9 protein-coding genes are annotated in these 20,196 nt (G+C 52.5%); 1 reads left to right on the top strand and 8 read right to left on the bottom strand.

The genetic code is table 11. From position 1 onward, the window contains the following. Positions 1–164 precede the first annotated feature (164 nt). A complete protein-coding gene (locus tag AC0YN3_RS11895; protein ID WP_475775273.1) occupies positions 165–4,793 on the bottom strand; it encodes a glycoside hydrolase family 3 C-terminal domain-containing protein in 4,629 nt (1,542 codons plus the stop codon). A 214-nt stretch (positions 4,794–5,007) separates the two neighbouring features. Between AC0YN3_RS11895 and AC0YN3_RS11890 the strand changes: the two genes are divergently transcribed. Then, positions 5,008–5,688, top strand: a complete 681-nt coding sequence (locus AC0YN3_RS11890) for an SDR family NAD(P)-dependent oxidoreductase (protein WP_475775272.1) — start codon at positions 5,008–5,010, stop codon at positions 5,686–5,688. Between the two features lie 209 nt (positions 5,689–5,897). On the opposite strand, the gene AC0YN3_RS11885 is transcribed toward AC0YN3_RS11890, so the two are convergent. The 7 genes from AC0YN3_RS11885 to AC0YN3_RS11855 form a co-directional block, all read right to left on the bottom strand. Next, positions 5,898–9,584, bottom strand: a complete 3,687-nt coding sequence (locus AC0YN3_RS11885; protein WP_475775271.1) for a hypothetical protein — start codon at positions 9,582–9,584, stop codon at positions 5,898–5,900. A 197-nt stretch (positions 9,585–9,781) separates the two neighbouring features. Next, positions 9,782–12,223, bottom strand: a complete 2,442-nt coding sequence (pheT, locus tag AC0YN3_RS11880; RefSeq protein WP_475775270.1) for a phenylalanine--tRNA ligase subunit beta — start codon at positions 12,221–12,223, stop codon at positions 9,782–9,784. 24 nt (positions 12,224–12,247) lie between these two features. Further along, the gene (gene pheS, locus AC0YN3_RS11875; RefSeq protein WP_441941322.1) at positions 12,248–13,282 is read right to left on the bottom strand and encodes a phenylalanine--tRNA ligase subunit alpha; all 1,035 of its coding nucleotides are present in this window, start codon (positions 13,280–13,282) and stop codon (positions 12,248–12,250) included. Positions 13,283–13,449: 167 nt separating this feature from the next. Further along, positions 13,450–13,578, bottom strand: coding sequence for a hypothetical protein (locus tag AC0YN3_RS11870; RefSeq protein ID WP_475775269.1), 129 nt, complete (start codon positions 13,576–13,578; stop codon positions 13,450–13,452). A 128-nt stretch (positions 13,579–13,706) separates the two neighbouring features. Then, complete coding sequence (locus AC0YN3_RS11865; RefSeq protein ID WP_475775268.1) at positions 13,707–16,739, bottom strand: Npt1/Npt2 family nucleotide transporter; 3,033 nt, start codon at positions 16,737–16,739, stop codon at positions 13,707–13,709. A gap of 6 nt (positions 16,740–16,745) precedes the next feature. Further along, a complete protein-coding gene (locus AC0YN3_RS11860) occupies positions 16,746–17,243 on the bottom strand; it encodes a GNAT family N-acetyltransferase (RefSeq protein WP_475775267.1) in 498 nt (165 codons plus the stop codon). Between the two features lie 26 nt (positions 17,244–17,269). Beyond that, the gene (locus tag AC0YN3_RS11855) at positions 17,270–20,035 is read right to left on the bottom strand and encodes an adenylate/guanylate cyclase domain-containing protein (RefSeq protein WP_475775266.1); all 2,766 of its coding nucleotides are present in this window, start codon (positions 20,033–20,035) and stop codon (positions 17,270–17,272) included. Between the last annotated feature and the right edge of the window lie 161 nt (positions 20,036–20,196).

The raw sequence follows: 20,196 nt of genomic DNA, 5'->3' as shown, positions 1-20,196 counted from the left end.
ATACGTCAAGAAGAAACGCCTGACGCCGTCCTCTGCTAGAGGACGGAATCCGTTTCTCGTAGAGATAGAACAATATTTTATCGTGTGAAACCTATAAAGACTTACTTTTCCAGCAAAAACAGCCTGCCCTCTAATGAGGAGCAGGCTGTTTTCTGTCTACTAAATTAAGGGATCAAGTTCACGATAGTGCCATGTGCGCGGAGGGCAACAGCAGCCAGCTCCGCTCGTGTAATGGTGCTTGCAGGCAGCAATTGCTGCGCAGGCGTCCCTTTGAAAATACCGTATTTAATGGCAATCGCCATTGCGTTACGGTTCTCTTTGGAAATGCTTGATGCGTCCTTGTAACCTTGGAGCAGCTTGCTGACCTCTGCTTCACTCAGCGTAATGTCAACACCCGCATGCTTCAGGGCATTTGCAAGCACGGCAGCCATTCCTTCTCGCGACATTGGCGTATCGGATGCCAGCGAGTCATAACTCACCAGTCCATGCTGACCCGCCGCTCTCACAACCGCATCATACCATTTCCCATCGGCCGCGTTTGTAATTGGAGCTATGCCAAGCACGTTCAGTGCAACCATCAGGGTTTGTGCTTTCGTAGTAGGAGCGCTTGGCTGCATCGTTGAAGTCGTCACGCCATTGATCAGCAGCAGGCTGTTAGCCTTCGCGACCTCGCTAGCGTACCAAGCATTGGCAGCCACATCGTTGAACTCGCGTTCGGAAGAAATAGCTACATATGTGCCGCTCGTAGAAACGAGTGCTTTAATGACTGTCTTCCCGCTTGCATCCGTCGTTAGCTTGCCAGGCACAGGTGTCAGCGTGCCGTCATCGGCAACCAAAGCGAGCGCTGTAACCTTTTTGCCTGCTTCTTTCTCTACCGTTACGGTCGCTACCGCATAGGAGCCGCTCACTTGGTTGACTTTGATGCTTACCGGCGCTGAAGCTACGGTAACACCGTCTGCCTTGATTTTATTCACTTTCGCGGTATCAGCGGCGCTTCCAGGCGTAATCGATACGGCTGGCGTCGTGATGACCGGAGTGCCTCCGCCGCCGGTTGCAGGTGCTGCCGCAATCGCGACGGTGAGCTTATTGCTGTCCGTCACATTGCCATTAAACGCAGCTGCGTTTGCGTGAATGCTGATCGAAGCCACTTTTGCTGTTCCCATGAATTGAAGCGTCGCTTCCGTACCGGATTCATTGACTTGAACCGAACCGAGCGTTAGTCCGCTTGCCGCTGGATCAAAGCTCCAGCTCTCGGTGTTAGACGCAGCAGCCGCGAAAGGAGCGCTGTCGCTTTTAATCACAATAATAGGATTTACTTGTCCTGCATTGATTTGGCTGGCCGTGCTGACAGCCGCTTCGCTCTCGAATGCCAAGCTGTCAATTCGAAGGTCAGCCGCTTTGAATACGACATACAGATTATGCTCGCCTTTCAAGCTTGTATTGCTCAAATCCGAATGAACATCCACATAGCCAAGCTCCGTTACCGGAACCGCTGCATTTGCAATCGTGTAGGATCGAGGCTGTGTGGCCGGCACCTCAATCATTGCGATTGGCGCGCTGCTTGGAGAATCTGCATGCAAAGTAATAATTCCGCCTGCAGCATCGGATGCTACGGAAGCGCTCACACGCAAGGCTCCTGTCATATCCACATTAGGAATGGCTACGTATGAGCCATTTTGTTTGGATCTTACCGCATAATAGCCGCCTACCACATTTTTTGCCTTCAGGTTTTGAGCCGTACGCTCCTTGGACACCTCGTGATAGATGACCTCATTCGAGACAAATGAATGGTCAAACACATTAAATGGCTCATAAACCTTCAGGGTCGCAATATCGTCGCCGTTGATTTGAATCGTCTTCTCGCCGTGGATATCTTGGGAGGAAGACCCGACCAGCAATGAATAAGCGCCATTTTCAACAACGAAGCTATTCTGGTTCACATCCCAAATGCCAAAGTCACTGGCGTCAACCGTCAAAGTGACGGTACGGTTCTCTCCGGCAGCCAAATGAACTTTCTCGAAGCCTACAAGCTGCTGCTTGGGAGCGGAGTCGCCATAAGCGGATTGCTTGTTTTTAATATACAGCTGAACGACTTCAGAAGTATTCACGCTGCCTTCGTTTTTCACCTTAACAGAAACGGTAAACGTATCATCCCCATTTGCGCTCTCAGGGGCAGCGAAATCGCTGTACGAGAAAGAACTGTAAGAAAGACCGAATCCAAATGGATACGTAACCTGCGCATCTGTGTACATATAGGTAAGCTTGGACTCGATTGGATCAGCATTCGTCATGTCAAGCGTAAACCGCGGATCAATCGTTGCCAGAGAAGCGGTTTTGTTGCCTTCTGGAACGACATATTTATTAATAGCCGGAAATGCTGACATATCGGCATACCAGGTAGAGGTTAAACGGCCTGTTGGCGCATAATCGCCGTATAATACTTGTGCCAGTGCTTGCGAATCATATTGGCCGCCATAAGGCTGGTACACGATAGCCGCAACATTCGGATTGTTTTGAATTTCTTCAATGCCTACCGGGAAGCTGCTTTTCACCACAACAACCGTTTTTTTGCCTTTTGCCGCGAAAGCAGCCGATACCTTATCAACCAGCTCATAATCGGCATCACCCATGTACAGGCTCGAGCGATCATTGCCTTCGCCCGCGCTATGACGAGGAACTGCGCCGACGAATACGACAGCGTAATCGTCAATCGCTGCACGTGCAACCGTATCCTCGCCAACTTCCTTCACTACGGTTTCCTTGAATTTCACGTCTGCGCTGCGAACTGCTGCGTTCGCGGCATTGCCGAGTACCGCTGACGCTGCCTTCAGCTTAGCGTCCGCGCCTGCCGTAATGAAACGGCCATTCGAGTAATACCAGTTCGTGAAGTCGCCGGAGAAGCCGCTTCTGTATCCGTTCGCTACGAGGGAGATCGTCTGATCCTCGTTATTTTCAATGCGAACCCTTGGCGGAATCGCACTCGTATTGCCAAGCATAGCCGCAAGATCCCAGTCATTATCAGTCAAGTTCAATCTTGTAGCATCCGTATTGCCTACAACCCCATTGTTCGCGGTCGGTGAAGTCACCCAGCGGTTGTTTTTGAGCGAGAGCAAGCTGGAGCCTTCCTGACCCCAATCGAATACCTCGAACAATTGGGCCGTATCAGCTGGATTCACCGGATCAGCCGTCGTGATAAGCTGAGCTCCGCTTGCGGTAACAGCCGGGTCATATACGTTGGCCGTAACCGTCTGATTATTGCCCATAGCCGTAAGAGCTATGACTTTGCCCGCTGGATCATACGAGACATGGTTCGCGCCGTTCGCATTGATGATCGCCAGCAACGGTGAGATTCCCGATTGCGGAAGCGTAGGCGTCGTGCCTACCGAATATGTCGTTTTGAACCTCGCATCCGCATACACACCGGACACGGCTGCATTTTTATTTTTCGCGAGCGGCAGCACGCCGTCATTTTTGAGCAACACGATGCTTTCTTGTGCCGCTTGCAGCGCAACTTCCTGATGCTCCGGCAAGCTATAGGTTGCTGCTGCTGCCGTACGCACGTCTTTAGCGTCTTGGGCAAATGGATAAAACTTCGGAATGCCGTTCTCATCCACCTCGTTAAAAATGCCCACGCGCACCATCTGGTTCACATGCGATCTCGCAGCCTTGATGAGATCATCGGCAGTTATGCCATACTCGCCCTTGTTCACGAGCGCAACAAGATCAGGAACATCCGCGGGCGTCGTCCCTGACGGACGGCCGGCATTCGCTTCAGCGAGCGCCATAAGCACAGTCGCATGGGTACGGTCTACTGCATAGTTCGCATCATAGCCGTTGCTAAGGTTGCCGGAGCTCGAAACGTGGGCGTCGCCGTTAAAGTCAGGCGAGCTGTATGCCCCGTATTTGGAGAAATCATTTGCGTGAAGCTGCAGCGGCGAAAGAATGTTGGGAATGCCGTTCGTACGTCCAAACGAAGTCATCACACCCGCAATCGCGCCAGATTCCAGTCCTTTGAGCGGACTACGCGTCTGGTATTCGAACATGGCTCTTGCCCCAGCGCTGTTGTTCGCGCTTTCGCGGAACCACTGCGCATTGTACACCGAATAATGCTTCGTACCGACAGCCGCACGCATCCAGAAGCCGTCTTCGCTGGCCGGCTGGTCGATACCGCTAAGTCCAGATGCCATCTCATCAATGAGTGTGCCTGCCATGTATGGATCCTCGGAATAACCTTCGTCAAACCGCCCGCTCAATGGGTTGATCCGCATATCGCTGACTACCGTAAAGGCAACCGTCGCAGATGCATTGGCGCCGCCATGAATATTGGATTCACCCTGCTTTACTTTGAGCAAGCTGATTTTTTCATTCCCCATCACCTTGCCAATATCAGCGAGCAGCTCCTTGTTCCAGGTTTGTCCCATTCCGACCAATGCAGGAAAGTCGGTCGATACCCCTTGAACGTTATCCGCGGCAGCCAACGCTCCCGGAATGACTTTTCCCGCATTCGGTCCTTGGGTGAGCGTGTAATGATTGCGGGAGCCTGTCACATAAACCGCCGGACCCTCTAGGCCCGTATAGTCGAAATACGTATCCACATAAGCGTCCAAGTGGTCCGGATTGCCGTCAAACAACGGCATCCCGTTGAATACCCCTCCGACCTGTGTTTTAAAAACAATACTTTCCGCCGCATAGACAGGTGTTCCGGCATTTGCTGACACGCTGGTCACGAGGACCCCGGCAAGCACCATCGACAACATTTTTTTTCCCCATTTTCGTTGAATCGTTTGATTCATTCTTCCGCACCCTTTCTCTCGTCGATTTGCAACCGCTTTCAATTTCGACCCATGCTCATTATACAATTGCAAAGGGTACACTTTGTTTTTACCTTTTGGTGCAATAATTTTAGATTCTAGCCCGTCCTCGCGCATTCGGATCATGATTGCTCTTTCCCTGCAGCTTCACCTCTGATAAGATATTCACAAATGAACAGCGAATGGAGGAATGGTGATGGGCAACCTACACAATCGAGTCGCCATTATTAGCGGAGCTGGAAGCGGACTGGGACGCGCTGCATCGATTTCTTTTGCCGCGGCAGGCGCGGAGATCGTATTATTGGGAAGGCGCTTATCCAAATTGGAAGAGACTGCGGCACTCGTAAAGGAGAAATTCCAAAAGGAAGCACTTATTCTGCAAACGGATGTCGCGGAGGAACAGCAGGTGCAGGATGCCGTCGCAGCTGTTATCGCGCATTTCGGACGCATCGATATTCTTCTGAACAACGCTGCGGTTTTCGAATCCGGTACCGTGCTCGAGCTGACCTCCGAAGATTGGCAAAACCAAATAGCAACAAACCTAACGGGTCCCTTTTTGCTGACGAAAGCTGTACTGCCGGCTATGCGCAAAGCAAAATACGGGCGTATTATCAATATAACCTCGGGGCTATCATGGAGCGGCGCAGGCGGTTATGCCGCATACAGCGCAGCCAAGGCCGGATTAGAATCTTTGACGCGCACGCTCGCGGGCGAGGAGCATGAGCACGGTATTCTAGCCAATCTCTATAATCCAGGGACGCTTCGCTCAGAAATGCATGCGACGGGCAAAGATCCCGCCATTGTAACGCCTGATCTGATCCGGTTAGCTAGCCTGCCTGCTGGCGGCCCGACAGGCACGATCGTTTCTTATGGTTGATGCTGCTTTTCTTGATTCATGGAGGAGCGATCCCAAAAGGTAACACAGAATCGGCCATTCCCATGACATGCGCAAAAAAACCTTCAGCCCCACTATAAAGTGGGGCTGAAGGTTTTTTAACCTATACGGCTTAACAAATGGAAACTGAAAGCTCCCATAATGACTTTTGAAATAGCACACTTACACTTTAACGTTTGTTACTCTGGCAGCTAGCTATGCTCAATGAGCTCAATCCACTCATTATATTCCGTCTGCAGCTTCGAATACTCGTTTTTCAGCTTATGGTGCTGCTCCTGCAAGTCGGCATGGTCTCCTGCAAGCTTCTCAGCCGAGCGGGTTGCTTCATCCCGCTCGAAGGAGAGTGACTCTAGAGCGCTTGCTGCCTCTTCGCGCTCTCTAGCAAGCTTCAGGGCATGCTCGCTTAGCTCCTCCTTGAGCTCAGTGGCTGCTGCCGCCTCCTGCATAGCCAGATCAAGCCGCTCGCGCATGGCGTTCTCCTCCGCTTGCCGCGACTGCTTCTCACCTGCAAGCCGGTCAGCTTCAGCTGCGGCCAGCTCCGCGAATTGCTGCTGCTCTTGCAATTGGTTGGCGAGCTCGCGTTCGCGGGCCGATGCTGCTTCAAGCTGCTGTGCAGCAATCCGCTCCCTGGCAGCCGTCCATTCAAGCTGCTCGGTAAGCTCCTGTTCCCTAAGCTGCAGCTGCTCCATCTCCGACTTCATCGATTGCTCCACATGGGCTGCGGAAGCCGCGATTTGCTCGATTTGATCCAGCTGCGCCTGCAGCTTCTGAAGCATTCTCTCGTAATCATGCTGCTGCTGCAGAAGCAGCTCCTCTTGGTTTGCCGCCAGCTGCTTGACATGCTCGTCATGTTCAGCCTCCAATTGAAGAATGCGATCCTCCTGCTCTTGTGACAGCAAAGCCCGTTCTTCCTCCTGCTTGGCAGCAAGCGCAATGTATCGTTCCTCATATTGGTCAACCAGCTGCTCGGAGCGAGCTGACTGCTGAGCCGCGTAAGCTTTGGCCTTCTGCTCGTACTCGTCAGCCAGCTGCTTGTTCTGCTCCTCATGCTCGCGAATAAGCCGTTTCACATGCTCCTCTTGCTGCAGCGCTTGCTCCAGAAGCTGCTCTTCCAGCTGTTCAACCAGCTTTCTGCCTTGCTCTGCTTGATCGGCATCCTTCTGCCGAAGCTGCTTCTCATAATCAAGAGCTAGCTGTTTACGCTGTTCCTCGTTTTGCATTTCTTGCTCAAGCAGCTGCTCCTCGTGGCGATTAACAAGCTGATTCTGCAGACCTTCGAACTCGTCTTTCTTCTGCCCTAGCCGCTCCTCATGCTCGCGTGCAAGCTGTTTGACATGCTCCTCTTGCTGCAGCGCTTGCTCCAGAAGCTGCTCTTCCAGCTGGTCAACCAGCTTTCTGCCTTGCTCTGCTTGAACGGCATCCTTCTGCTGAAGCTGCTTCTCATAATCAAGAGCTAGCTGTTTACGCTGTTCCTCGTTTTGCATTTCTTGCTCCAGCAGCTGCTCTTCGTGGCGATTAACAAGCTGATTCTGCAGATCTTCGAACTCGTCTTTCTTCTGCCCTAGCCGCTCCTCATGCTCGCGAGCAAGCTGTTTCACATGCTCCTCTTGCTGCAGCGCTTGTTCCAGAAGCTGTTCTTCGTATTGGTTGGCGAGCTGCTTGTACTGACCTTCGAATTCAGCCTTCTTCTGCCTTAGCTGCTCCTCATGCTCGCGAGCAAGCTGTTTCACATGCTCCTCTTGCTGCAGCGCTTGCTCCAAAAGCTGCTCTTCCAGCTGTTCGGCCAGCTTCCTGCCTTGCTCAGCCTGATCGGCATTCTTCTGTTGAAGCTGCTTCTCATAATCAAGAGCTAGCTGTTTACGCTGTTCCTCGTTTTGCTTTTCTTGCTCCAGCAACTGCTCCTCGTGGCGATTAACAAGCTGATTCTGCTTGGCTTCATGCTCTTCCGCCAATGAGGCAAGGCGAGCGTCGCGCTCTGCGGCAAGCTGTTCATAGCGCTCGTTGCTCTCAGCGGATAGCTGCTTGAACAGCTCATCGCTTTCCGCTTCGACGATTCTTAGCTGCTCCTCGTTTTCCAAGCGCAGCGTTCTAGCCAGCTCGCGCTTCTCTTCCTCCATCGCAGCCAGCTGCTGTTCATGCTCTGCTTGCAGCAGCTCGCGCTGATTCTCAAGCTCTGTGCGCAGCAGGCTTCGCTGCTCTTCCCTTTGTACCTGCTCGCCAAGCGCTTTCTCCTCTACCTCAAGCTGAAGCTGAAGCACCTGTTCCTCTAGCTGTTTTTGCAGCTCTTCAAGCTGTACCAAAGTCTGTCCTTGCTGCTGTTCACGCTCCAAGGCATCCTTCAGGCGCTGCTGCAAATCCGTAGCCCGCTTATCCGCAGCAGAGACATGGCTGCGTTCATGAACAAGCTTCTGCTCAAGCTCTTGGATTTGAGCAGCCGACCCGGCATGGCTTTCGCGCAGCGCTTCAACCTGCAAGGTCGTCTCTGCAAGCTCGCTTTGAGCATGCTGCAATTCATTCTCTTTGTCTTCTAATCGGCTCTCCAGCTCCGCATATGAGGTTCGGGACGCTTCTTCCTGCTCCATCGCCTGAACGAGCTGTTCCTCCGCCTCCGAAATGCGAGCTCCGAGCGTATCCTTGTCTGCCGTCCAACCTTGCTGGAGCTCCGCAATCTGCGTCTGCAGCCTGCTTCGCTCCTCCAGCCACCCGTTTCTGCGGCGCTCCAGGTCTGCGCGGTATGCCTGCTCCGCATTTGCTGTTTCAGCCTTCCAAGCCTGTTCCCGCTCCTCGCTGAGGCGTGCCAGCTCCAATTGCGACGATTCCGCGTGAGCAAGCCAGCTCAGCTCCCGCTCATCCCATTTGGACTGCCAGCCCTCCGCAAGCTCGGCGAGCAGCTGCTCTTTCTCTCCGATTGCCGCTTGAAGAGCTGCTTCGTGCACCGTTGTCATCGTACTTAGCTGCTCGTCTTTTTCCTCGCGCAGTGCTCTCAGTTCATTATCCTTCTTGCTTTCAAGCTCTGAAAGCTGGATGTCCTTCTCCAGCTCAAGCTCCTGCTGCAAGCTCGCTTTCGCTTCCCTCAGCTCATAAATCTCAGCTTCCGTTATTCTTTTCAGCTCGGCCAGCTCATCTTCTTTCTGGCCTTGAAGCTCCTCGAGCTCCAGCTCCTTCATGCTTTGCAGCTCAGCTAGTTCCGTCTCCTTCTGGCTTTGCAATGCGGTGAGCTCCAGCTGAAGATGGCTTTTCTGCCTTGCAAGCTCCGCATCCTTCGTGCTTCGCACCTCCGACAGCTGCGCTTCCAGCGTCCGTTTCAGCTCATTCAGCTCAGAATCCTTTTTAGACTGGACCTGGGCCAGCTGCTCGTCCTTCTTCGTCCGCAGCTCGGCAATCTGCTCTGCATGCTCCTGTGTCAGCAGAGCAAGGGCTGCCTCCTGCTGCTGCATCGCCTCGGCGGCCGCAGCTTTCTCTGCCGCGGCCTGCTCCGCTGCCAGCGCCAGCATCTCGGACAGCTCAGCCTCTGCCGCATCCTTCGCTTGCTGCAGCTGCTCGCTCGCCATTCGCTTCGTTTCTGCAAGCTCCGCCTTCAGCGTCACTGCCTGTTCGCTAATCTGCTCCAGCTCTCTTATGAGCAGGTTCAGCTTCGCTTCCTCTTCCAGAAGGCGAACGTTATCGCGACGAAGCCGGAATACTTCCTCCGTTATTTGAACCGCGGAGAGCACCGCAAGCTTTGGCATATCGAGGCGCGGATATCCTTTTGCCAGCTTCTTCATGCTCTCGTCTATCGCTGTCGCGACTCGTTTCATATATTCCACGTTGGAATGACCTTTTAATTTATATTGAACTCCATATATATCAACCGTAACTACCGTTTGTTCAGCATCCATTAAGGCGAATCCTCCTATTGTCCAAGTAGAGCAAGCATAGACGTCTATCGTCCAGATAAAGGAGCTGCTTTCTTTTCGCGGTGAATGAAAGGCATATAACGACCTGCATCGAGCGTTATGCCTCATGTTCAAAAGGAAAAAAGCCGCATCATTAGCTCACTAGGAACTATTTCGATGCGGCTTTAAAGGTTTCCTGCCTACTTGCGCAATTCAGCAGCAAAAGATTGTTCTAATTGTAAAACGACCTTGCCGTGCAGCTCTGTTACCTCTTCATCGGTCAGCGTTCGCTCACCATGACGGTATACGAGGGACAGCGCTACGCTCTTTTTGCCCGCGCCAAGCTTCTCTCCCGTGAAAACGTCAAAGATTCGAGCCGACTCCAGCAACTCGCCGGCAACATCCCATGCGACGCCTGTCAGCTTGGCAGCGGCTACCTCATGATCCACCACGACTGCGATATCACGCTGCATAGACGGATAACGAGGAAGCACTTTATAAGCAATCGCGGAATCCGCTAGATCGTACACAAGATCAAGACCGATTTCGAGCACGTAGGTATCAGCGAGATCCGCTTCCAATTGAAGGGCTGGGTGCAATTGACCCACATAGCCGATTACCTCGTTGCCTTTCGGCGTATGAAGAAGGACGGCTGCCGTCCTGCCTGGGTGGAAATGCTCCGGCTGCGCCGCCTCGTAAGAAACGCTTGCCGTTAAGCCAAGCACCGCGAATACCGTCTCGAGGATGCCTTTTGCATCGTAGAAATCCACCTGCGCTGCCTTCGCGTTCCACTGAGCGTCCGAGCGATTGCCTGTAAGCAGCGCTGCAAAGCGGTGCTTCTCCTGCGGCAGACGCGTCAGCTGCGCTTCATCTGTATGGAATACGCTGCCGATTTCAAACAGCAAAGCGGATTCATTTTTGCGATTGCGATTATAAGCGGCTGTTTCCAGCAGCTGTGCAATCAGCGTCGTACGCAGTACGCTGCGGTCTTCGCTCATTGGCATTGCGAGCTTGACAGGCTGAGCTTGATCAGCAAGCGCCGGGAAGAGCTTCGTCCGCTCAGGTCCCGTGAAGGAATAGCTGACCACCTCATGCATTCCCGCATCCGATAGACGCTTGCGCAGCTCGCGGCGGATCGCCTGCGGCTTCGTCAAAGACCCAGGCACCACGTCACCGTGAATCAACGTTGTCGGAATTTCATCATAGCCGTGGAGACGAGCGACTTCCTCGATGAGATCAACCGCACGTGTAATATCGCCGCGGCGCGTTGGCACGTTCACGGTAAACACGTTGCTGTCAGATAGCTCATACTCAAAGTGCAAACGCCCGAATATCGTTTGTACCTCTAGACGGGATAGTTCCGTGCCAAGGTAGCCATTGATTTTGTCCAGCGATACCGCTACTTTGGCCGGCTTCGCTTCCGCTGACGCAGCCTCTACGATTCCTTCCGTGACTAAGCCTTGCGCGAGCTCGGCAATAAGCGCCGCGGCACGATCCAGCGCCGGAATGACGCGCGCAGGGTCAACCTCTTTCTCGAAGCGAATGCTTGACTCCGAACGAAGGCCGAGCTGACGCGATGTTTTGCGTACGGTACCGCCATCGAATCTCGCCGATTCCAGCAATATATTAACCGTCGCGCCCGTTACCTCTGTGCTAGCTCCGCCCATCACGCCTGCTAAGGCAATCGGCTGCGCTCCATCCGTGATAACGAGCATATGAGGCTCAAGCTTGCGCTCCTGATCATCCAGCGTTACCAAGGTTTCTCCCGATTTCGCAAGCCGGACATCGATACGGCCTCCTGGCAAACGATCCGCATCGAATGCATGCAGAGGCTGGCCATACTCCAGCATTACGAAATTGGTCACATCAACGACGTTATTGATAGGACGAACGCCTGCAGCCATGAGACGGTTCTGCAGCCATAGCGGCGAAGCCGCAATCTTCACGCCTTTAATGTAGCGTGCGGAATAGTGGGAGCATTGCTCTGGGGCGCTGATGCTCACTGAGACCAAGCTGTCCGTACGTACGGTCGTATGATTAATATTGGCGCTCGGGAGGCGAACCTCGCGACCGGTCAATGCGCCGATCTCATAGGCTACGCCCAGCATGCTAAGGCAGTCTGAACGATTAGGCGTCAAATCAAGCTCAAGCACCTCATCGTTAATGCCAAGCACATCGCCAATTGGCGTTCCGATTTTGGCCGATTCCGGCAGGACGAGAATGCCTTCCTGCTGCTCCTTCGGCAGAAGCTTCTCATTCAAGCCGAGCTCCTTTGCCGAGCAGATCATGCCTTGCGACTCCACGCCGCGCAGCTTTGCGCGCTTGATCTTGAAATCGCCGGGCAGAACCGCGCCGATAACGGCAACCGGAACAAGCTGGCCTGCATCAACGTTTTTGGCGCCGCATACGATCTGCAGCTCCTCGCCCGTGCCCACATCCACCTTGCATACGTTCAGCTTATCGGCATCCGGGTGCTTTTCCTTCGATTTCACATAGCCGACAACGACGCCGTTCACGCCTTTATTGCGGGATTCGACAACGTCGATTTCGATGCCGCCGCGTGTCATTTTCTCCGCGAGCTCCTGCCCTGTGAAGCCGGACAGGTCGATATATTCGTTTAACCATTTATAGGATACATTCATCTGTTATCATCCTTTCTCTCATTGCTACATTCTTGCGAATTGACTTAAAAACCGCAGGTCGTTCGTATAGAAATGACGAATATCGTCAATGCCGTATTTCAATAGAGCAATGCGCTCAACGCCCATACCGAACGCAAAGCCGCTAACCTCTTCAGGATCATAGCCGCCCATTTCAAGCACGCGCGGATGAACCATGCCGCAGCCAAGAATTTCGAGCCAGCCCGTTTGCTTGCACATCCGGCAGCCTTTGCCGCCGCATTGCACGCAGGTAACGTCAACCTCCGCGCTAGGCTCCGTGAATGGGAAGAAGCTCGGACGAAGCCTGATCTGCGCCTGCGAGCCAAACATTTGCTGCACGAATTGAAGCAGCGTACCCTTCAAATCGCTCATCCGGATGTTTTTGCCGATGACGAGTCCTTCGATTTGGTTGAACTGGAACGAATGCGTGGCATCGTCGTCATCGCGGCGGTATACCTTGCCTGGACAAATAACCTTAACCGGCGTCTGGCCGTTCATCGCCTTCATTGTTCGAACCTGTACCGGTGAAGTATGCGTACGCATCAAAATGTCGTCGGTCACGTAGAAGGAATCCTGCATATCGCGAGCCGGGTGGTTCTTGGGCAGGTTTAACGCTTCGAAATTATAATAATCCTCTTCAACCTCTGGTCCTTCGGCTATCGTGTACCCTAAGCCGATAAATACATCCTCAATCTCCTGCGCCACCTTGTTCAGCGGATGCACGGAGCCTGTCGGCAGCTGCTTGCCGGGAAGGGTAACATCGAGGGTTTCCGCCAGCAAGCGGTTATTGGTTTCGGCTTGCTGGAACGCTTCCTGCTTCTCGTCAATAACCGTTTCGATCGCGGCGCGAACATCGTTCGCTACCTGCCCGATAACCGGACGCTCTTCGGCGCTCAGTCCGCCCATCCCACGCAATATTTCAGTCAATGCGCCTTTTTTGCCCAAATACTTTACGCGCAAATCGTTAAGCTGCTGCGGAGTGTTCACTTGCTGAAGCTCCTGAAGCGCTTCGACGCGCAATCCTTCCAATCTGTCCTTCATTACTCTTCGCCTCCATGTCTTCATCCCTATTTCTTGACACAAAAAAAGGCCCTCTCTCCCTGAAGGGACGAAAGAACCGTGGTACCACCCTAATTCGGACAACGCTCGCGCCATCGCTATTAACCTCATTCGGTTAACGCTTGACTGCTATAGCGGATTGTTATCCCTTAGCCCCATAACGGCGGGAACCGGACACTCCCTACTCGCGCCGCGCGGCAAGCCGCTTGTGGCGTTTCAGGCGTCTGCTCCGGAGTGAATCTTCGGCAGCCTGTTTCCGTAAAGACGCTCTCAATCAACGGCGTCTTCTCCCTGTGCGAAAGTACTGCTTACTCTTCTCCATCATTGCTTTGCTGCGAATATGAAACAATAATCTATATTATATGCAATCTGACGAATGCTTGCAACCGCAAAGCACTCTTTCCTGCTAAGAATCAATTCGCATCATCATTTCCTCAAGCAGCCTTATGCGGGCAAACGATGCGCGAAGCAAGCCGATTCCGATCTCCGGATACAGCCGTATGAGCCTAGAAACGTTTTCGCCGAGCAGCTTCAGCACCTTGACGTCGCCGAGCAAGGACTGCGCCGTTACGGTTGAAGCCGTATGATCGAGCGCCGATGTTACGCCGCACACATCGCCAGTGCCTAGTACGCCGATCGTTCCTTCCCAGCCGGCTGCCGAGATGCTCGTAAGCTCTATGTTGCCGTCAACGATGACATACATGGCCGGATTAGGCTCGCCTCGCTCTAGCAGGTTCTCGCCGTCCAGGCAAATATGCTCCTCCGCAATGTTCGCGATCAAACCAAGCTCCTCCAGCGACAGATCAGCGAAATAAGGAACCTGCCGAAGAAAAATAACCTTATTCAAGCGGCTCATTATCTGCTGTTCGCTTCCCACTTGCATCTCCTCCTCTACTAAAGCAGCAGCGGCAATTTCCCGCCACCAATCGTCATTGCCCTGCCTTGCATTCTCCAATATGGCGAGTGCATCGCTATCCGTATCGACGGCTGTCCCTTCTTCTCCACGCTCAAGGACGGTGAGCAGATACTGGGAAAGTCGCCGCTCGCCCATCCCTTCCGCCAATACCTCCCAAGCATTGCTGCGAATTTCTTCATCCTCGTCCTCTGCGGCGCGCCTGATTGCATCAACGACCTGTTCGTCCGCAAGCTTCGTCAATACAGCCCATACCCCTTCAATAATAAAGGTGCGAACCTCGCGCCAGCGCCGCAGCGCAAGCTCCGAAAGCTCGGATTGGCCAAGTCGCTGTAGCGAAGCGGAATAACCTAAAGCCGCTTCCAGCTCGCTAAGTCGCTTTAGCGCCTCATCGGCAAGCACCGTACGGACCTGTTCGTCCGGCAGCAGCGCAGAGAGTGCAGATATCGCTGAATTCCAGTGCTTCGGCGGGGAGTCCGGCAAGCTGTCAAGCAGCGGCCGAACCGCGCCATTCCCCATGGCGATAAAGCTCTGAGTCGCCGTTCTCAGCATCTCCTGATCCATAAGCGGCAGCTTCTCGAGCAGCATGGGAATGATCGTGACAACCTGCAGCCGTCCAAGACAAGCGATTGCCGCTACCCTGGCAGCAGGGTGAGCCTCTTCCGCTAGCCGTTCGACCTTAGGAATAAAATTTCTAAGCTCCAGCTCCGCAATGACACGGCAAATATAAACAGACGATTCTCCGCCTTCATCCAAAATACGGTCAATAACCTCCGCACAGGCTTCAAGGCTAGGGGCATTATTAAAGGAGTACATCGCTTTAACGGCTTCCGCGACAACGCTTGGATGGTTATCGAGCAGTTTTTGGCGAAGGAAGAAAAACGCTTGATGCTCCATATGCTTCATTCTGCCGATTTGTCTTACGCCTTCCGCGCGCATCTCGTCGTCTGGATCCTCTAGAAATGCCGCAACCTTAACCATTGCATGAAGGTCGGCACTCTCCAAATTCATTGCCCTTACCGCAGCGACCCTAATTCGAGGATTCGGATCATCAATCAACTCCAGCAATTCGGGAAGGTCATTCGGATTTTGCAGCCTCGCCAAAATTTGCAATGCGATCTCCTTCGCTGAGTCAGCCGGCAGCTTAAGCATCTTTTTGACTTCGGCAATGGCAGCATCGTCCCGACCGAATTCATCGAATTGCTCGGCCAAATCCTGCTCGCCGATCGTTTGTACGCTGCTTACGAGCTCGCGCATATAAAACCTTCTGCCGAACCAGGCAAGCACGAACAGTAGTGCCGCTCCTGCGAATCCGACAAAGGAAAGCGCCGTCCAAGACAAGCCGAAGCCCGAATGCAGAAACTGTAGCCCCGCTCCGATCATGATACCGGCTGATGCCGCAATTCCTTGGGCTGCATAACGGTAGCTGTCGCGCTGTGCAAGCGGGAGCGTCTTGAAGAACAGCTGGTACGAGGGCTCCGCAGAGTAATACAGTAGCAAATACAGCAGCATGTAGCCGACCGAAATAATCGGCAATGCAGCCGTGCCGCCCACGAAAAACAAAGCGGCTGCAAAGGAAAGCACGTATACGCCGGAAATGGCCGTGAGCATCTGGCTCGCGCCAAGTCGAGCCATCAGTTTTCCTGATACGGTCTGGAGCAGGAACGCAAGCACGAACAAAACCATCGTAATCATTCCGAAGAAGCGGCTAAAGGCCTGCTCGCTCGGGAAAGACATCTTGGTTACATTCAGAAACTCGTATTCCATGAGGAAATACAGCGCCGGCATAAGCGTCATCAACAGAATGACCGTCAGCAAAAAAGGAGACCTGAGCGCATGCTTGAACACGGCGGCGGTCGATACATGCTCTTCTTCCTGTGCATTAGCCTCCATCTTAATAGACAGCGGAACCAAATACCGCGTGATAACTTTGCGGTAATTGGGCAACGCCGCAAGCAGCAGCAGCCCCCCCGCCGCATAAACGACCTCTGGCCCGAAAGCTAAACTAATGAGTTGAGCGAGCAAGCCTGCTGCTACCCCGCCAAGCGTGGCGGAGCCTACGAACACTGGCATCAGCCGCTTCGCCTGCTGCGTAGAGCATAAGTCTACGGCAAGGCTCCATAGCAGCAGCGTCTGCTGCCGGACAACGAAGCTCGATGCGATGAACAGAACCGGATAGTAAGCCCTTGCTTCCAGACCAAGGCCCTGAAGCACTAGCAGTACAGTCGCATTAAACAGCACGATGCCGAGCAAAATGCCATACAATACCCGCATCAGCTTTGGTTTGGGCAGCTTAACCGCCAGCCATGACAGCAACCACGCCTCAAGCGGCAAAATAACCGCTTCCGCAGCGTAGACATAGGGCAAGTATTCGCTTCCGAACCGCTGATTGAACAGTGTCATGAACCCGTTGTAATTAAGCATCTCCGATATGCCGCAAATAAAAAAAACAGGCGCCATCAGAAGCAGCTTGCGCTGATCTTCAGGACGGGCGCCGATGGCACGCAATATTCTATCTATGTTCATTTCCCTTTAAACCAGCTTTCGATGATAGATTAACCGGTCTTCCCCTTCGTAGTAATAATCCGGGCATCTGCCGACTAGCGTAAAGCCGCTTTTCTCAAAAACCTGACGAATCCGGTCATATTCCGGCAAATCGCATGTATATGTGACCAAATATCTGGCTTGCTCTGCCTTCAAAAAATCATACATTTGCTCCATCAGCATGGCTGCGACGCCTACCTTGCGGTAATCATGATGGACGACGAGATAATCCCAGCTGTAGCCGCCCGTTTTTTGCTCGTTTTCCGCGACACAGTTAATGCCGATAACATTGCCGTCTTCGTCCTCTGCATACCAGAAATAGATTGCTTCATTTAACGCTCGGTAAGGAAGCTCATGGAAATGGACCAACTCACCGGGCGTATAGCGTGTATCGTCAAACGAATGATCCGATAATAAAAACTGAACGATTTTCTCTGCTTCTTCTGCCGTAGATAAGCGACTTAACCGAATTTGTCCCACAATCATTTGCCCGCCTCCCATGTATGTTGGAATTAAACAGCCAGCGTTCCATTCCAGCCCTCAGTCGAGCCTTTCTGGTAATATTCATCGCAAAGGTAGAAATACAGCTTTGCGGCTTTGTCGAAACGGTTGATTTTAATAACCTCGATAAAGGTTTCCCTCGCGTCGAAGAAACGGCCCTCTTGGCAGAGCATAATGCCCTTCTCGAACATCGTTTTCGTCCGGTCCTTCAAGCCCCGCTCCGTATCCGAATCGCCCTCGTACACATCGATCAGCTCAATCGGCTCATCCTTGCCCTCGATCCGAACCCGCCCAAGCTGACGGAAACGGAAGCGTTCAGGCGCGCGCAGCTGCTCAAAGAAAGTGCGCGTTACGAGAATCGATGCTCCCATCGTATCCGACATCCGCTCCAGCGTTGCCGTAATGTTAACGTCATCCGAAATCACGTTGCCTTCCATGCGCTGCTCCTCACCCACGATGCCGAGCATCAACGGCCCCTTATGGATCGCCATGCCAAGATCGACGGGAGCGTAGCCTGAAGCCTTCAAGCTCTCGTTATAAGACACAAGTTCTCTGCGAATGGATACCGCCGCACGAAGCGCGTCCTCATTGCGGGCTGGGAAAAGCGCCATGAAGCCTGCTCCCAGATATTTGCTAATGAGTCCTTCCTCCGTCCGCACGAATGGGCTGAAGCGCTTAAGGAACGCATTCATGAAATCGAAATTCTGTTTGGGAGACAGCTGCTTGGACAGCTGGTGGAATGAGCGGATGTTCGCCACCATAACGGTCATATTCTGCTGAACCTGATCGCCAAGATGGATATCCGTGATGCCCTTTTTGCCAAGGTATTTGAAAATCTGCTGCGGTACGAACCGGTGCGACGCCTCGCTAAAGGATGTAATATCCTTAATGTAGGTCCGGATATGGACGGCCATTCTGTTGAATTGCTCGCCAAGGTCCCCGACCTCGTCCTGCGAGCGAATGTTCACCCTCACATCCCAATTTCCGTTCGCCATCTCCATCACGCTTTTGCGGAGCTTACGAAGCGATGACAGCAGGTAATAGGTAACCGCGAGAACCAGTATGATCAACGCAACGCTAATCAGTCCGATATTGCGCATAATGCTTTTATAGATGGTTTGATTGGATTGGTATAAGACGTTGACGTCGCGGCCTGTTTCATACACACCTACGATCTTGTTCGAGGAATCATAGATAGGGCCAATCGCATAAAGCCACTTTCCTGTCGCGTCCTCCCAGCGATCCGTCACGACCTCGCCGTTCTCGACGACAAGCCGGTTCAGCTCGTTTACGGGAAAGGGCTTATACATGTTAACGCCGTCATCATCGTCCATGATTATGAAGATTTCACCGTTCTCATATCTGTAAAGCGTGCTGTATAAGCCTTTGCGGTTGGCAGGATCCTCGCTTTCGAACAAGAAATTCATCTTGCTTCGAATCGTTTGGTAGTCCTTGCTCATATAGTCATTAGGCGATGTCAAACGGTTTAACTGGTCGCCGTTAATAATATTTTGTCCGTTCCGCGCAAGCAGCGAAAGCTGCTTCTGCATCTCGTCCTCCATTTTGCTAGAGAAGCTATTGTAAATAAAATTCGATAATAGGATCATTGCGATAATCAGAATAGGCACGATAGCGAAAACCTGTTTGAAAAATAAAGAAATTCTGCGATTTAGCACGTACACGTAGAACAGCCTAATTAGAACAATCAAGATGATGAGCAGCGCCGCAGCGCCTAGCCATGTCAACCAGCCTTTAACGATGGTGCTTCGATCATAGGTTAGCTTCATTAATACCTTTGCCGGACTCTTGTCCTCGCCAAGCGTAACCTTGCTGTCGCCCAGAATCAGCTCCATGCGTCCCGCGGCATCAAGCGTTAAATCCATGATGTCGAGGCTCTCCGCGTTTGGTGCCAAAGCACTTAATGCAGCTTCGTCAATGACCGTAATCAAATCGCTGGAGTCCGACGCATTCATGCTTGTAACCGCATTTACGAGACGGTCAATGAAATAGAGCCGCCCATTCTCTCCGAGCAGCAATCCTTCGGGAAAGTTTTTGCGCGTGCGGTCCATTCCCTCAAGGGGGTACGACATTTCACTAACGCCGTCTGCCTTCACGTTAAATATGGCCCCGCGCTTCGTAGAATAATAGATTTGCCCCGCTTCATAACCGACAATCTCCGATAAATAGCGATCTGCCGGCAGCTCGAACGCCATCGTCTGCTCAGGCTTGCCCCCAGCGGGTGACAATCGATTCAATGTGACGCTTGTGTCTTCGTTTATGTAGAAATAAATACTGTCGCCGGCAACCTGAAGTCCTTTGATCAGGCCGACACGCTTGTTCGTTCCGCTTCCCTTATAGGTATAAAGAAGCGTTCCCTTCGTATCGCCAGGGGTATAGCTGACGATTCTTTCCTCTTGGACATAAAGACCGTAGCCATCCAATATCGTATCCAGGACGTAAATGGTGCCATCGGCAGCAACCGCAATTTCCGTAAAATCATGCCTGCTTCCATCATTGGAGTCCTGCCTGACGAGCTCTTCGATAGAGCCCTCGCTGCTCATCCTTACAATTTCTTGACGGGAATCGCCAATAACAATGGTGCTCCCTTCTGGTCCGGCAGCTACTTTCGATAAATAAGTAAGTGGTTTTTCTGTTGTATACGGGGGGGTTTGGAAGTGATCGGCATTCGGATAAAGCCAAAAACCTAGACCGATTGCCATAAGTAACAGCAGAGCTATTCCCAACGTGGACCTTCGCATGCGCACCATCGCTTTCATCTTGCAAAATTCTACTATTTCCATAGTACTACAAGTTTAGCCATTTCGCATCAGTATACTTGTTATAATTCATCGAATGTTAGCTATTTTAGTAGGTTTTTGTTGATGGTCCTATTGGCTTATAGTACTATTAAAATAGTAGATCACAGGAGGGGCAAGCT

Source organism: Paenibacillus sp. J22R232 (assembly GCF_056269165.1).
The sequence above is the reverse complement of the archived record's forward strand: the minus strand, read 5'-3'. Positions and strand labels throughout refer to the sequence as shown.

What these genes read in the sequence shown, in the direction of transcription:
- AC0YN3_RS11895 (WP_475775273.1), bottom strand. Translation starts at nt 4,793, where the DNA reads ATGAATCAAACGATTCAACGAAAATGGGGAAAAAAAATGTTGTCGATG.
- AC0YN3_RS11890 (WP_475775272.1), top strand. Translation starts at nt 5,008, where the DNA reads ATGGGCAACCTACACAATCGAGTCGCCATTATTAGCGGAGCTGGAAGC.
- AC0YN3_RS11885 (WP_475775271.1), bottom strand. Translation starts at nt 9,584, where the DNA reads ATGGATGCTGAACAAACGGTAGTTACGGTTGATATATATGGAGTTCAA.
- pheT (WP_475775270.1), bottom strand. Translation starts at nt 12,223, where the DNA reads ATGAATGTATCCTATAAATGGTTAAACGAATATATCGACCTGTCCGGC.
- pheS (WP_441941322.1), bottom strand. Translation starts at nt 13,282, where the DNA reads ATGAAGGACAGATTGGAAGGATTGCGCGTCGAAGCGCTTCAGGAGCTT.
- AC0YN3_RS11865 (WP_475775268.1), bottom strand. Translation starts at nt 16,739, where the DNA reads ATGAACATAGATAGAATATTGCGTGCCATCGGCGCCCGTCCTGAAGAT.
- AC0YN3_RS11860 (WP_475775267.1), bottom strand. Translation starts at nt 17,243, where the DNA reads ATGATTGTGGGACAAATTCGGTTAAGTCGCTTATCTACGGCAGAAGAA.
- AC0YN3_RS11855 (WP_475775266.1), bottom strand. Translation starts at nt 20,035, where the DNA reads ATGAAAGCGATGGTGCGCATGCGAAGGTCCACGTTGGGAATAGCTCTG.